At 71.6% G+C, this 14,137-nt stretch carries 11 protein-coding genes; 6 read left to right on the top strand and 5 right to left on the bottom strand.

Annotation, left to right across the window (positions count from 1 at the left end; genetic code table 11):
• Positions 1-141 precede the first annotated feature (141 nt).
• On the top strand, positions 142-573 hold the full coding sequence (locus tag U5C87_RS09865) for an SRPBCC domain-containing protein (protein ID WP_330476400.1): 432 nt from the start codon (positions 142-144) through the stop codon (positions 571-573).
• A gap of 84 nt (positions 574-657) precedes the next feature.
• Here the strand turns inward: U5C87_RS09865 and U5C87_RS09860 are convergent, their stop codons facing one another.
• On the bottom strand, positions 658-1,083 hold the full coding sequence (locus tag U5C87_RS09860; RefSeq protein WP_330476399.1) for an OsmC family protein: 426 nt from the start codon (positions 1,081-1,083) through the stop codon (positions 658-660).
• 151 nt (positions 1,084-1,234) lie between these two features.
• Positions 1,235-2,065, bottom strand: coding sequence for a 16S rRNA (cytidine(1402)-2'-O)-methyltransferase (gene rsmI / locus U5C87_RS09855; RefSeq protein ID WP_330476398.1), 831 nt, complete (start codon positions 2,063-2,065; stop codon positions 1,235-1,237).
• Positions 2,066-2,203: 138 nt separating this feature from the next.
• Between rsmI and ppc the strand changes: the two genes are divergently transcribed.
• The gene (ppc, locus tag U5C87_RS09850; RefSeq protein WP_330476397.1) at positions 2,204-5,047 is read left to right on the top strand and encodes a phosphoenolpyruvate carboxylase; all 2,844 of its coding nucleotides are present in this window, start codon (positions 2,204-2,206) and stop codon (positions 5,045-5,047) included.
• 132 nt (positions 5,048-5,179) lie between these two features.
• Here ppc and U5C87_RS09845 read toward each other — a convergent pair whose 3' ends face one another.
• Positions 5,180-6,172: a helix-turn-helix transcriptional regulator gene (locus tag U5C87_RS09845; RefSeq protein ID WP_330476396.1), complete on the bottom strand. Its 993-nt coding sequence runs from the start codon at positions 6,170-6,172 to the stop codon at positions 5,180-5,182.
• A gap of 61 nt (positions 6,173-6,233) precedes the next feature.
• On the opposite strand from U5C87_RS09845, the gene U5C87_RS09840 reads away from it, so the two are divergent.
• On the top strand, positions 6,234-6,809 hold the full coding sequence (locus U5C87_RS09840) for a DinB family protein (protein ID WP_330476395.1): 576 nt from the start codon (positions 6,234-6,236) through the stop codon (positions 6,807-6,809).
• Between the two features lie 14 nt (positions 6,810-6,823).
• Positions 6,824-7,432 carry a DinB family protein gene (locus tag U5C87_RS09835; protein WP_330476394.1) on the top strand — a complete coding sequence of 203 codons (609 nt, stop codon included), beginning with the start codon at positions 6,824-6,826 and terminating at the stop codon, positions 7,430-7,432.
• A gap of 897 nt (positions 7,433-8,329) precedes the next feature.
• Here U5C87_RS09835 and U5C87_RS09830 read toward each other — a convergent pair.
• Positions 8,330-10,651, bottom strand: coding sequence for an immune inhibitor A domain-containing protein (locus tag U5C87_RS09830; protein WP_330476393.1), 2,322 nt, complete (start codon positions 10,649-10,651; stop codon positions 8,330-8,332).
• A gap of 107 nt (positions 10,652-10,758) precedes the next feature.
• Entirely contained in the window at positions 10,759-11,496 is a 738-nt protein-coding gene (locus U5C87_RS09825) for a dienelactone hydrolase family protein (RefSeq protein ID WP_330476392.1), read from the bottom strand.
• Between the two features lie 83 nt (positions 11,497-11,579).
• Here U5C87_RS09825 and U5C87_RS09820 point away from each other — a divergent pair, with 83 nt between their 5' ends.
• Both U5C87_RS09820 and U5C87_RS09815 read left to right on the top strand, forming a co-directional pair.
• Entirely contained in the window at positions 11,580-12,437 is an 858-nt protein-coding gene (locus U5C87_RS09820) for a CPBP family intramembrane glutamic endopeptidase (protein ID WP_330476391.1), read from the top strand.
• An 88-nt stretch (positions 12,438-12,525) separates the two neighbouring features.
• Positions 12,526-14,121, top strand: a complete 1,596-nt coding sequence (locus U5C87_RS09815; protein ID WP_330476390.1) for a dolichyl-phosphate-mannose--protein mannosyltransferase — start codon at positions 12,526-12,528, stop codon at positions 14,119-14,121.
• The last annotated feature ends 16 nt before the right edge of the window (positions 14,122-14,137 follow it).

Below are 14,137 nucleotides of genomic sequence, written 5' to 3'. Positions count from 1 at the left end.
CGCGCCGGCCGCCGCGCGCGCCTTCCGGTCGGTCACCCCACCGCCGATCGCACGGCCCACCCATGGCCTCCGTCACGGCCGACGCGAAGTGGGCCCACGGCATACGCCCTCTCGAGGTCCCCACGGGAGTAGGACAGGGGGATGACTGGTCATGTTGCACACGCGAAGGTCACGGTCGACGCCACGCCGCAGCAGGCGTGGCACGCGCTCACCGACCCGGACACCGTCCGACAATGGATGGTCGGCACCGAGCTCAGCACCGACTGGCAGGTCGGCAGCCCGATCACGTGGCAGGGCGAGATGGACGGCAAGCCCTACCAGGACAAGGGAGAGGTGCTCGAGGTCGACGCGCCCCGGCGTCTCTCGGTCACGCACTACAGCCCACTCATGGGCCAGGAGGACCGTCCCGAGAACTACCACACGATCGTCTACACGCTCGAGGGCGACGACTCCGGGCCGACGACCGTCACGCTCGAGCAGGACGGCAACGACTCGCAGGAGCAGGCGGAGCAGTTCGGGCAGAACTGGCAGTCCATGCTCGACGCCTACCGGACGACGGTCGAGTCCGCCTGAACCTTCCCCGTCGAGATCGCCTGCAGCAGACGACGATCGGCGCCGACCCAAGCGGGTCGGCGCCGATCGGCGTGAGAAGGGCGCTCAGCCCAGGCGTGCCTCGAGCGAGATCGGCACGGCCTTGAGGGCCTGGCTCACCGGGCAGTTGGTCTTGGCGTCCTCGGCGGCCGCCTGGAAGTCCTCGGCGGAGATGCCCGGGACGTCACCGACGACGCTCAGCGCGATCTCGGTGATGCCCGTGCCGGGGACGAAGGTGACGTTGGCCGTCGTGTCGAGCGTGGTGGCCGGTGTGCCGGCCTGGGCGAGTCCGTTGGACAGGGCCATCGAGTAGCACGAGGAGTGCGCTGCAGCGATGAGCTCCTCGGGGCTCGTCTTGCCGTTCGACGACTCCGCCCGCGAGGGCCAGTTGACGTCGTAGGTGCCGATGCCCGAGCTCTCGAGGCTGACCTGTCCGGAGCCCTCGAAGAGCGAGCCCTCCCAGTGCGTGCTGGCGGTGCGGGTGGTAGCCATGCCGTGCTCCTTCGCTGTGCTGTCGACTCGGCCGGGCGGTGCGCCGGCCCCGAGGAGAGAACTACGCAAGCCTTACCCGCTGTTCCCCTCGCGGCAAGGGGCTCGCCTGTCGAGACGCTCCCGAGAGGCGGCGCGGTGGCGTGGTCGCGGGTCAGCGCGCCGCGAGCGAGGCGTCGTAGAGCGCCTTCTTGGACAGTCCCGTCCGTGACGCGACGTCGGCCGCGACGTCCTTGAGCCGCTCCCCCGCGTCGACCCGCTGTCGTATGCCGGCAACGGCGTCCTCGAGGGAGGGCACCCCCCGCTCGGCACCCGCCACGACGATCGTGATCTCGCCCTTGACGCCGTCGGCGGCCCACAGGGCGAGCTCCGCCAGGGTGCCGCGGCGGACCTCCTCGTAGGTCTTCGTCAGCTCGCGGCACACGGCGGCGCGTCGGTCGGGGCCGAAGGCGTCGCGCATCGCGGTCAGCGTCTCCGCGAGCCGGTGCGGCGCCTCGAAGAAGACGATGGTGCGGCGCTCGTCGGCGACCTCGGCCAGCACCTTGGCCCGCTCCCCCGGCTTGCGCGGGAGGAAGCCGTCGAAGCAGAACCGGTCGACGGGCAGGCCCGACACGGCGAGCGCCATGAGGACCGCGCTCGGCCCCGGGACGCACGTCACGCGTACGCCCGCCTCGACCGCAGCGGCGACGAGACGGTAGCCCGGGTCGGAGACGGACGGCATCCCGGCATCGGTGACGACGACGACGCGCTCGCCGGCGACGAGACGGGCGACGAGGTCCGGGGTGCGGGCCGCCTCGTTGTGCTCGTGGTAGCTGACGACCGACCCGGTGGGCGTGACGGCGAGCTCGCCGAGCAGGCGGCGCAGGCGTCGGGTGTCCTCGGCCGCGACGACGTCGGCGGTCGCGAGCTCCTGCGCGAGCCGCGGGGCCGCGTCGAGAGGGTCGCCGATCGGGGTGGCCGCGAGGACGAGGGTTCCGGTGCTCATGACGTCATCCTCGCAGCGGTCACAGGTCCGCACGCCACGCGACCTCCGAGGAGTCACCCGGACGGGCGACGTGCCGGCGCCCGTCCCCATGGTGGGACACGACACACGTCCGAAACCTCGACGCGGTACGACTGGACCATGACCGACCACGGCCACACCACGACCGAGCAGCTCCTCGAGGCCGACCGCCGCGAGCCGGACGCCGCGACGTTCGCCTCCGGGGTGTCCTCGGCGCAGCAGCACGCGGCCCTTCGGGCGTCCGTGCGCCAGCTGGGCACCCTCCTCGGCGAGGCGCTCACTCGGCACGAGGGACCGGAGCTGCTCGCGCTCGTCGAGCAGGTGCGAGCCCTGGCCCGCGAGCCCGAGGACGACGACCTGCGCGCGCTGCTCGACGGGGTCGACGCCCCGACAGCCGTCGTCCTGGCCCGGGCGTTCACCGCCTACTTCCAGCTCGTCAACGTCACCGAGCAGCTGCACCGTGGGCAGGAGCTCGCGGCCGTCGACGAGGCACCGCTCGCGGGCACGGTGCGGCGCATCGGCGAGGCGCTCGAGGCCGGCACGCTCGAGCGTGACGAGCTGGAGTCCGTGCTGGCCCGGCTCGAGTACCGGCCGGTGTTCACGGCCCACCCGACCGAGGCCACGCGCCGCACGGTCCTCAACCTGCTCCGGCGCATCGCCGTCACCGTCACCGAGCTCGAGGACCCGCGCCGACCGGCGTCCGAGGGCCCGCGCGCCGAGCGCCGGCTCGCCGAGCTCGTCGACATGATGTGGCAGACCGACGAGCTGCGCATCGTGCGACCGGAGCCCACCGACGAGGCGCGCACCGCGATGCACACCCTGCGCTTCCTCGCCGAGCAGGTCGTGCCCGACCTGCTCGCCGAGCTGGACCGGACCCTGGCCGGCATCGGCGTGCAGCTGCCGCCGTCGGCGCGTCCGCTGCGCTTCGGGGCCTGGGCCGGGGGCGACCGTGACGGCAACCCGAACGTGACGCCCGAGGTCACCCTCGCGGTCATCGGCCTCCAGCACGAGGCCGGCCTCAGCGAGCTCGTCGACAAGCTCGACCACATGCTGCACGAGCTGTCGTCCTCGACGCGTTTCGTCGAGGTCACGGACGCCCTGAGCGAGAGCCTCGAGCGCGACGCCGAGGCGCTGCCCGTGACCTACGACGCGGTGCGTCGCCTCAACGCCGAGGAGCCCTACCGGCTCAAGCTCAGCTTCGTCCGCGTCCGCCTGCTGCGCACCCGCGACCGGCTCGCGCACGGCACACCGCACGAGCCGGGCCGCGACTACTCGAGCTTCGACGAGCTGCTCGAGGACCTCGTCCTCATCCGCGAGTCGATGCTCGCGGGCGGGGACACCCTCACCGGCGACGGCGCGATCCTGCGGCTCATCCGCGCCGCCGTCGCGACGGGGACGGGGCTGGCCACGCTCGACGTGCGCGAGCACAGCGCCAAGCACCACGCCGCCCTCGCGGAGCTCTACGACCGCATCGGCGAGCTCGACACCCCCTACCGGGAGCTCGACCGCCCCGCGCGGATCGCGTTGCTGTCGCGGGAGATGGCCTCGCGCCGACCGCTGACGGGCGTCGGGCTGGGCGCGCACGACGTCGGCGAGGCGGCAGCCGCGTCGCTGTCGCTCATGACCGCGATCCGCCAGGCCCTCGACGCCTACGGGCCCGAGGCGATCGAGACCTACATCGTGTCGATGACCCACGACGTCGACGACCTCTTCGCCGTCGTCGTCCTCGCCCGCGAGGCAGGGCTGCTCGACCTCGGCACCGGGTCGACGCCCGCCACGGCGCGCATCGGCTTCGCTCCCCTCTTCGAGACCGTCGCCGAGCTCGAGGCCGCCGGGCCGCTGCTCGACGCGCTGCTCTCCGACGCGTCCTACCGCCGCGTCGTCGCGGCTCGCGGCGATGTGCAGGAGATCATGCTCGGCTACTCCGACTCCTCCAAGGACGCAGGGATCGCCGCGTCGCAGTGGCAGATCCACCGCGCCCAGCGGGCCCTGCGTGACGTCGCGCGAGAGCACGGCGTCACGCTGCGCCTCTTCCACGGCCGGGGCGGCTCGGTCGGCCGCGGGGGTGGCCCGACGGGCGAGGCGATCCTGTCGCAGCCCTACGGCAGCCTCGACGGGCCGATCAAGATCACCGAGCAGGGCGAGGTCATCAGCGACAAGTACACGCTGCCCGGGCTGGCCCGGTTCAACCTCGAGACGGCCCTGGCCGCAGTCCTCGAGGCGTCGGTCCTGCACCGTCGCTCGCTGCTGCCCCGCGACGTCCTCGACGGCTGGAACGGGACGATGGACCTCGTCGCGGGCCGAGGCCAGGATGCCTACCGCGGGCTGGTCGGCGACGCGCGCCTCGTGCCCTTCTTCGTCTCGGCCACACCGGTCGACGAGCTGGGCAAGATGAACATCGGCTCCCGCCCGGCCAAGCGCCCCGGTGGCGACGGCGGTCTCGAGGACCTGCGGGCGATCCCGTGGGTCTTCGGCTGGACCCAGTCGCGGATCATCCTGCCAGGCTGGTTCGGCGTGGGCTCCGGCCTCGCCGCGGCGCGGGAGGACGGCCGGGAGCGCACCCTGCGCGAGATGTACGGCTCGTGGTCCTTCTTCCGCACCTTCCTCTCGAACGTGCAGATGACGCTGACGAAGTCGGACCTCGACATCGCGGCCGGCTACGTGCGCACCCTCGTGCCCGACGAGGTCGCCGGGGTCTTCGACGTCATCCGCGAGGAGCACGCGCGCACCGTCGAGGAGGTGCTGCGCGTGACCGGCCAGAAGGAGCTGCTCGAGTCGGCCCCGGTGCTGCGTCGCACCCTGGACCTGCGCGACAGCTACCTCGCGCCGCTGCACGCGCTGCAGACCTCGCTCCTCGCGCGGTCGCGCGCCGTGCCCGACGACGTCGAGCCCGACGCCGACGTCCAGCGGGCCCTGCTGCTGACGATCAACGGCATCGCCGCGGGACTGCGCAACACCGGCTGACTCATCACAACCCCATGTCGAGTGAGCGCCCCGCCACAGACACGGTGGGACGGGGCGCTCACTCGACCAGTACGCAGCTCCCGCCGCCATGTCGAGTGAGCGCCCCGCCACAGATGTGGTGGGACGGGGCGCTCACTCGACGGAGATGTCCGGGAGGCTCTGAGCGGCGCGGAGCATCCGGGCCGCCTGCTCGCGCATGACGTCCCGTAGCTCCGGCGGGTCGAGGACCGTCATCTCCCACGGCAGCGCGCCGATGTGCATCGCCATGAAGCCGAGGTGGTTGCCGCCTGCCTCGAAGACGCAGGCGTGCGGCCCGTCCGCCGTCACCGTGCCGACCGAGGCCGGGATCTGCTTCTCCACCAGTGCCTTCGGGGCCTCGATGCGCACCCGCGCGACGTGGTCGTAGGCATCGCGCGAGATGGACCGCTGCACGTGCTCGGCCGCGTCGGGCGCGTCGTCCCGCGGGCGGAAGCGCCATCCGCGCGTCTCGGCGTCGGCCATCCGGTCGAGCCGGAAGGTGCGCCAGTCCTCGCGGTCGAGGTCGTAGGCGAGGAGGTACCAGCGACGGCCTGTGGCGACGAGGCGATAGGGCTCGACGCGGCGTTCGCCGGAACCGCGCGGGCCGGCATACGCGAAGGTGACGCGCTCGGTCTCGCGGCAGGCGCGGGCGAGGAGCAGCAGCGTCGCGGCGTCGACGGGGGTGGCGCCGGAGTCGAGGGTGACGGTCGCCTCGTGGATGGCGTCGACCTGGGCGCGGAGGCGCCCCGGGAGCACTTGGTCGAGCTTGGCGAGCGTGCGCACGGCGGCCTCGCCGAGCCCCTCGACGGTGCCACCGGCCGCGAGCCGCAGGCACACGGCGACGGCGACCGCCTCGGTGTCGTCGAGCAGCAGGGGCGGCAGCCGTCGTCCTGCACCGAGCTGGTAGCCGCCGCCGGCGCCGTGGGCGGCGTTGACCGGGTAGCCGAGGTCGCGCAGACGCTCGACGTCGCGCCGCACGCTCCGGGTCGTGACGCCGAGCCGCTCGGCGAGCTCGGTGCCGCTCCAGACCGGGCGGCTCTGCAGCAGGTCGAGCAGGCGGAGCACGCGGGCCGTCGTGCCGTTGCCGCCGTCGGACGTCGAGGACATGCCGACAGCCTCGCACGCTCTGCGGACAGAAACTGTCCTATATGGCTGCGAGGGTCGAGCCATGACCACGACACAGACCCCCATCGACTGGACCTCCGTCCTTGTCGACCAGGCCGCCCGGCACTGGACCAACCAGCTGCGCCCCCGCTTCGAGGGCCTCACCGACGAGGAGTACCTCTGGGAGCCGACGCCCGGCGCGTGGAACGTCCACCGGCGCGGGCAGGGCGCGACCGAGCTCCAAGGCGGCAGCGGCGAGATGACGATCGACTTCGTCCTCCCGGAGCCGGTCCCGGCCCCGATGACGACGATCGCGTGGCGGCTCGCGCACGTCATCGTCGGCGTCCTCGGCATGCGCGTCCACAGCCACTTCGGCGGCCCGGAGGTCGACTACCTCTCCTTCGACTACGCCCCCACCGCGGACGAGGCGCTGCGCCAGGTCGACGAGGCATTCGCCGCCTGGACCGCCGGGGTCCGCGGGTGGGACGCCGATGCGCTCACCGAGCCGTGCGGCCCGAGCGAGGGCCCGTGGGCCGAGCACCCGCGCCTCGAGCTCGTCCTGCACATCAACCGCGAGCTCATCCACCACGGCGCGGAGATCGCCCTGCTCCGCGACCTCTACGTCCACCGCAACGACTGAGAGCAGGCAGCGACATGGCAGCACACGTCCCACCCGTCGCCGACGAGCGCGAGAGCCTCATCGCCTATCTCGACCAGCAGCGCGACGCCTTCGCCACCGTCGCCTTCGGCCTCACCGAGGAGCAGATCCGACTCGCCCCGACGGCAGGCGCGCTCAGCATCGGCGGACTCGTCAAGCACGTCACGACGTGCGAGCGCGGCTGGACCGAGAGGATGGCCGCCGCGCCCCAGGCGCCGGCGCCACCCGACCGGTCCGTCGAGGAGCAGGCCACCGCCTGGGGCGATGACTTCCGGGTCACCGACGGCGACACCCTCGAGTCCCTGCTGGCTGCGCTGGCGGCCCAAGGTGACGTGACGCGCGAGGTGCTGCGCAGCGCGGACCTGGCCGCCCCGGTGCCCGTGCCGCGCGACGCCCCGTGGTTCCCTCACGACGTCGAGGCCTGGTCGGTGCGCTGGGTCGCGATGCACCTCGTCGAGGAGCTCGCCCGTCACGCCGGCCACGCCGACATCGTCCGCGAGAGCATCGACGGGGCCACGATGTACGAGCTCGTCGCCGCCCGCGAGGGATGGCCCGAGACGCCATGGCTCAAGCCCTGGCGACCGGCGGCCGCGACCCTCGCCTGACGAAGGCCGCCACTCGGGAAGCATTGCAGCACAAGGCGAAGGGCCCTTGGGAGTATGAGTCTCAAGGGCCCTTCTGGGGTGATCGGTCGATGGTGACGCTCCCGATCGACTTCTCGTCGTCTCCGGTCCCGGCCGCCTCGTCACCCGGCTGCCGCGGTGGGTTGCCCCACCGGGTGGACCCTCGTCTCCAAGTCGTCCCGCTCTCCCCGAAGGAAGGGCGTGAGAGATTTCTATCCCCGCCGGCGGGGGTCCGCAAGGGCTTTGCCGAAACTTCTCGACGGTCCACAGGACGACGGCGTGTCGTCCACAGAGCGGGGGCTCTTCTCCACATGTCCACAGGAGCGGTGCACAGCTTGTGCACCGCCCCTGTGGACGACGGCGGCCAGCCGGGCGGGCCGCTCGGTCCCGTCGAGCTACCCGAGCTCGCCGAGAACCGAGCGCAGCAGCGCGGCCCCGGCGGCCGGGCCCGCTCGCTGTCACCGGCCGCGGCATACGCCGTCTGCGCCTCGACGAGCGACTGCACCTCCGCAGCGACGACGGAGCGCTCGGTCGCGTCGTCGAGCCGGCGGCGCTTGGCCTCTGTGACCCCGAGGCCGAGCGCCGCTCCGGCCACGTCGGCGGAGGCGGTGCCGGCCCGGCCGTCACCTGCAGGAACGGCCTCGGCGTTCTCGATGGCGGCCACAGCGGTGCGCAGCACGCTGACCGCCTCCCGGTCGCGCTCGCGCATCGCCGAGGTGAGACGGGACCGCAGGGCAGCTCGCAGCGTCGAGGACATGCCGAGACCGTATGCCGTCGGCAACTTTGCGCACCAACGGTTTTGGACCCCGCCCGGCATGACGGAGCGGGCGGGGACGTGTCCCGCCCACTCCATCACCCCGAGTGGTGCAGCTGACCCTGCTACTTGTTGACCGTCACCTGCATGAAGTCACCCTGCGTCGACGTGCTGACGACGCGGATCTTCGTGCCCGTGCTCGGCACCGGGACGCTGGACCAGCCGAAGTTGCCGATCGACGGGTTCGGCGCCACCCAGTAGCTCTTCGAGTCGTCGAAGACCGGGTTGGCCGGCAGGCTGCCGTAGCACTGCGACGCGGTCGACGAGGTGTGCAGGCAGACCCGGTCGGTCCGCTCGAGCCCGAAGGTCGAGTCGTAGGACTGGAACCGGGGGCGCCACACCTTGCCGTTGTCGGGACGCAGCAGCAGCGACGGGTGGGCATCGACGGGCAGGTAGAGCCCGCCGCACCGCCCGGCCGCGCAGTTGTCCCCGACGTTGTTGTCGGCGAACGAGGTGTCGTAGTACCAGACGAGGAGGCCGTCCTGGTACGGGTAGCGCTCCGTCCAGTTCGGCTTCGTGTCAGGGAAGCCGAAGTTGTACGGACCGGTCTTGAGGCCGGTGTCGTAGCCGCGGTAGTTGCGGTACTCGGCGAAGTACGCGTTGAAGTACGACTTGGTGATCTGACCCGTCGTCCGGGTGAATCCCTTGTAGACCCAACCGGGGTCGGTCTCGGCACCGTCGGTGGGCAGGCCGGTGATCGCGATGTCGTCGACGCCGAAGCCCGCCTCGGCCGCCGCCCCGTCGGTCCAGTAGCGGAAGCCCAGCGTCACCGTCTGACCGGCGAAGGCCGAGAGGTCGGCCGAGAGGTCGACCCAGCTCCCGTTCGTCGAGCCGGTGATGCCGTTGCCGAAGTTCTGCCCGTTCGGGTTGGTGGCGATGGAGAGGTTCGTCGCGACCGGGGACCCGTTGACCGTGAGGTACGCGTAGTCCCAGTCCTGCTCGATGGCATAGCGCACCTTGGCCGTGAGCCCCACCGTGCCGGCGGGCAGCGTCACCGAGCGCGTCATCGCGTTGTCGAGGTCGTTGCCGGAGCCGGAGTGGTAGAAGTCGGCCCCCGCGTAGGGCCCGCCGATGTCCGTCGTCACCTGCTTGTCAGGCAGGACCGTCACGAGCTGCTGGGCCTGCTTCGTCGTCGCCGACGCCGGACCGAGCTTGACCGCCGCGGACTGTCCGGGCCCGACGAGCTGGTAGTTCGACCAGTCGAGGAAGATCTTCTCGTAGGCCGACATGGGGATCGGCTTGGTCCCGATGCCGTCCTCGGGCTTGCCAGAGCTGCCGTAGGAGCCGGACGAGTAGAGCGTCCAGAAGCCGGTCGAGTTCTCGGCGCCGCCGGTGTTGCCGGAGGTGTCGTAGAGGTCGGGCAGGCCGAGGTCGTGGCCGAACTCGTGGCTGAAGACGCCGACGCCGCCGTTCTCCGGCTCGACGGTGTAGTCGCCGATCCAGAGGTCGGAGCTGCCGACCTGGATCCCGCCGAGCTTGTTGTTCGACGGGCCGGTGGAGCCGATGTTGTTGTAGAAGGCGTACCACCGGTGCGACCAGATGGCGTCGGTGCCCTGCGCGCCGCCGCCGGTCTCCTCGCCCTCACCGGCGTGCACCGACTGGAAGTGGTCGATGTAGCCGTCGGGCTCGTTGAAGTTGCCGTCGCCGTCGTAGTCGTAGCGGTCCCAGACGTCGTACTTGGCGAGGGCCGCGTTGATCTGTGCCGCGGTCTTGCCCGCTGCGACCTGCGCGTTGTACCAGGCGTTGACGGAGTCGCGGACGAAGAGCCACGTGCGGGCGCAGACGATGCCGCCGCAGTAGTTCGAGCCGTAGTAGGCCTCGTTGAAGGGCACTTGGGTCCAGTCGCTGACGTCACCGTTGACGGTGTAGCGGTTGGAGCTCTGCTCCTTGTAGAAGTTGCGCATCGACACCGCGCCCGGGGTGTCGGCGAAGAGCAGGTTCGCGAAGTACTCGGGGCTGAAGTCCGAGGTCCAGATGGTCGAGTTGTCGACCGCGCGGTCCGGAGCCGGGATCTGGTTGTGCTGGGGACCGGGGGTCCCGCCGTAGGTGGGGTCGACCGCGCTGCCGAACTGGCCGAGCACGGTCCAGATCGTGTCCTCGCCCTCGCGGGCCAGCTCGACGTACTGGCCCTTGGCGATCTTGGCGACCTTGGTGTCCGGGGCGAGCTTGCCCGACAGCTTCAGCTGGACGCCCTTGGTGCGCAGCGACTGCTGCTTCTTGCCGAGCGGGTGCGCGAGGCTGTCGCGCCCCTGCTGGGCCTGCGGCTCGGCACCCGTGCCACCTGCACCCGGTGCTGCGGTCACGGCCGAGGCGGCCGTGGTGTACGACCCGAAGGTGAGGGCGATCGCGAGTGCGCCCGCCGGTATCGCCAGAACTCTCTTCCTCATTGGACAAGCCCTTCGACGCTGGACTCCCCCGAGGCGCGGGCACGTGCGCGCGCATCGGCAGCGTATTGCCGGCGCTCGGTCCGCGAGGGGGGTTTCCCAGACTTCGTTCAGGCTGCTGGCATGAGACGTTCACGAAGGAACCCGACGACCGCCTCGACCGCGTCCGGGTGCCGCTCGGCGGTGAGCGTGGCGTGCCCCGACCCGTCGAGCTCGACCCGGCGGAACCCGTCGCCCAGGGCTCCGGTGAGCGTCTCGAAGCGCGTGCCCGTGGCCCAGTCGTCGCGGTAGCGCACCCCGAGCACCGGGCACCCGGCGCGGACGCGATCCTGCACGGCCACGAGGTCGCCCGCGTCGAGACCCACGTCGGCGGCACGACGCACCCCGAGCGGCACGGGCACGGCCGGCTGGGCCACGACAGGGGCCGCGACCGACGGGTCGACCATCATCGCCAGGGCGAAGCCGCCCGTGAAGCACATCCCCACGGCCCCCACCCCCACGCCGCCCAGCTCGGCGTGCAGGTGCCGCGAAAGGCTGCGGAGCCAGCCGGCCACCGGTGTCGTGCGCCCCGTCGCCACCATGGTGAACTCCCGCCCGACGCACAGGCGCGGGATGACGCGCGCGGCCTCCGCCCGTCGAGGGGACTCGTGCGCGCTGCCGAAGAAGTGCGGCATGACGACGGTGAAGCCCTCGTCGACGAGCTCCCCGCCGAAGCGCACGACCTCGGGCGTCAGGCCCGGGCTCTCGTGCATGACGATGACGCCCGGCCCCTCGCCGTCGCGGTAGGTCGGGAACTCGAAGCCGTCGGCCGCGTGCGCCCCACGGCGCCAGCCGGAGAGCAGCGACATGCCAGCGACAGTACGCCGGCCTCCTGTCCGCCGCCCTGTCCGTCCCTCCTGTCCGTGGGGCAGGACGAAGTTACGCTGGCGCCATGTCGACCCCAGCGACCACAGCGACCACGGAGCGCGGACGGTTTGCCGGACTGCTCGCGCCGTCGGAGCGCGATCCCGCCCCGGTCAGCGACCCTGCGACGCAGCGCGGCCTGCGCCGCGAGACGGTCCTCGTCCTCGGGGTCAGCCTGGGCTCGTCCGCCGTCTACGCCGTGCTCAGCATCATCGAGAAGCTGACCCGGCCCACCCCGCTGTCGCAGCAGACGACGGCGATGAACCAGTCGGCGACGCCGGGTCGTCCCTGGCTCGACCTCGCCTACCAGCTCGCCGGCATCGTGCTGCCGCTCGTCGCGGTCGCGCTGGCCCTCTACCTGCTGAACCACATCCACCGGCCCGCCGGTGACGTGCGCGCCGGCCACTTCGTCGGCTTCGACCGGCGCGAGCCCGGGCGCGACGCACTGCGGGGGCTCGGGCTCGCGGCCGTCATCGGCATCCCCGGGCTCGGCTTCTACTTCCTCGCCAAGGCCATCGGCATCAACACGCAGGTCTCGGCCGCGAACCTCGAGGCGGTGTGGTGGTCGGCGCCCGTGCTCGTGATGGCCGCCATCGAGAACGCCGTGCTCGAGGAGGTCATCATGGTCGGCTACCTCTTCACGAGGTGGCGCCAGTCCGGGTGGTCCTGGCCCCTCGTCATCGGGCTCTCGGCGGTGATCCGCGGCAGCTACCACCTCTACCAGGGCTTCGGCGGCTTCGCCGGCAACATCGTCATGGGCCTCGTCCTCGGGCTCGTCTTCGTGCGGACCCGGCGCGTCATGCCGCTCGTCGTCTGCCACGCGATCCTCGACACGGTGGCCTTCGTCGGCTACTCGGTCCTGCAGGCCCGCGGCATCTCGCTCTGACGCCGGCGGGAGTCCCCGCCGTGCGCCTGGCCGTGCGCCCGGCGACGCGTGCGCGACCCACCCAGCCACACTGCATACGATGGCGCCCATGAACTCGGCCAGGCAGGTGCGCGCTCGCCTGCTCGGGGACCCGGCCGACGACTTCCGCCTGACCCGGCGCACGGCCGGACGCATCGCCTGGCTCGGCTGGGGCGGCCCGCTCTTCTTCATGCTCGTCGGCGGCTTCATGCGCTTCTGGCACGTCGGGGCGCCGCACCAGCTCGTCTTCGACGAGACGTACTACGTCAAGCAGGGCTGGTCGATGGTCCTGTACTGGTTCGAGATGAAGAACGACCAGCTGCTGCAGGACGCCAACCAGGTCGACCAGCACTTCACCGCCAACGACCCGATGGTCTACGGCACCGAGGGCGACTTCGTCGTGCACCCCCCGGTCGGCAAGTGGCTCATCGGGTGGGGCGAGTCGCCGTTCGGCATCCTCAACTCGTTCGGCTGGCGCTTCGCCGCCGTGCTCGCCGGCACCATCTCGATCCTCATGCTCGGGCGCATCGCCCGGCGGCTCTTCCGCTCCGACCTGCTCGGCACGGTCGCCGCGGCCCTGCTCGCCTTCGAGGGGCACCACTTCGTGCACTCGCGCACGGGGCTGCTCGACATCTTCGTCATGTTCTTCGGGCTCGCGGCGTTCGGGGCGCTGCTCATCGACCGCGACAAGGCGCGAGAGGTCTTGGCCCGCAAGGTCGGTGACCGCGCGCGGGCCGCCACGTCCTGGCTGGGGCCGTGGCTCGGCTGGCGACCGTGGCGGTGGGTCGCGGGCATCATGCTCGGCCTCTGTGCCGGGGTGAAGTGGTCGGGCCTCTACTTCCTCGTCTTCTTCGGGCTGCTCACCGTCCTGTGGGACCTCGGTGCGCGACGTGCTGCCGGCGTGCGCGGGTGGTCGGTCGGCGGCGTCGTCAAGGACGGGCCGTACGCGTTCGTGCAGCTCGTCGTCACCGGCGTCGTCACGTACGTCGCGACGTGGACCGGCTGGATCCTCACCAAGGGCGGGTCCTTCCGGACGTGGGCGGAGAACAACCCCGACACCGCGCACGGCTGGCTGCCCGACTGGTGGCGCTCGCTCTGGGCCTACCACCAGCAGATGTACGCGTCGACGCAGGCGATCACGAGCTCGCACCCGTACCAGACGAACCCGTGGTCCTGGCTCATCCAGGGGCGGCCGACGTCGTTCTTCTACGAGGGCCCCAAGAAGGGCGCGGATGGCTGCCTCGTCGAGCAGTGCAGCAAGGCGATCACCTCGATCGGCACCGTGTCGATCTGGTGGGGCGGCACGCTCGCGATCTTCGTGCTGCTCTTCATGTGGGCGCTGCGCCGCGACTGGCGGGCCGGCGCGATCCTGTGCGCGCTCTTCGCCGGCTACCTGCCGTGGTTCTTCCTCGGTGACCGGACGATCTACTCCTTCTACGCGGTGGCCTTCGTGCCCTACGTCGTGCTCGCCTGCGTCTACGTCCTGGGCCTCATCATCGGTGGCCGGGAGGCGTCGCTGACCCGTCGCCGCGTGGGCTACGGCGTCATGGGCGCCTTCGTGCTGGTGTCGATCGGGTTGTTCGCGTTCTTCCACCCGATCTACGTGGCGGACGTCATCCCGCTCTCGGAGTGGCAGGCCCGGATGTGGTTCCCCAGCTGGGTCTGAGGGCGGCGTCGGCTTC

It is taken from the genome of Terrabacter sp. C0L_2 (assembly GCF_036352015.1).
GTDB lineage: Bacteria > Actinomycetota > Actinomycetes > Actinomycetales > Dermatophilaceae > Terrabacter > Terrabacter tumescens.
Note: the sequence above shows the minus strand (reverse complement) of the source record. Positions and strands in the feature narration are given on the sequence as shown.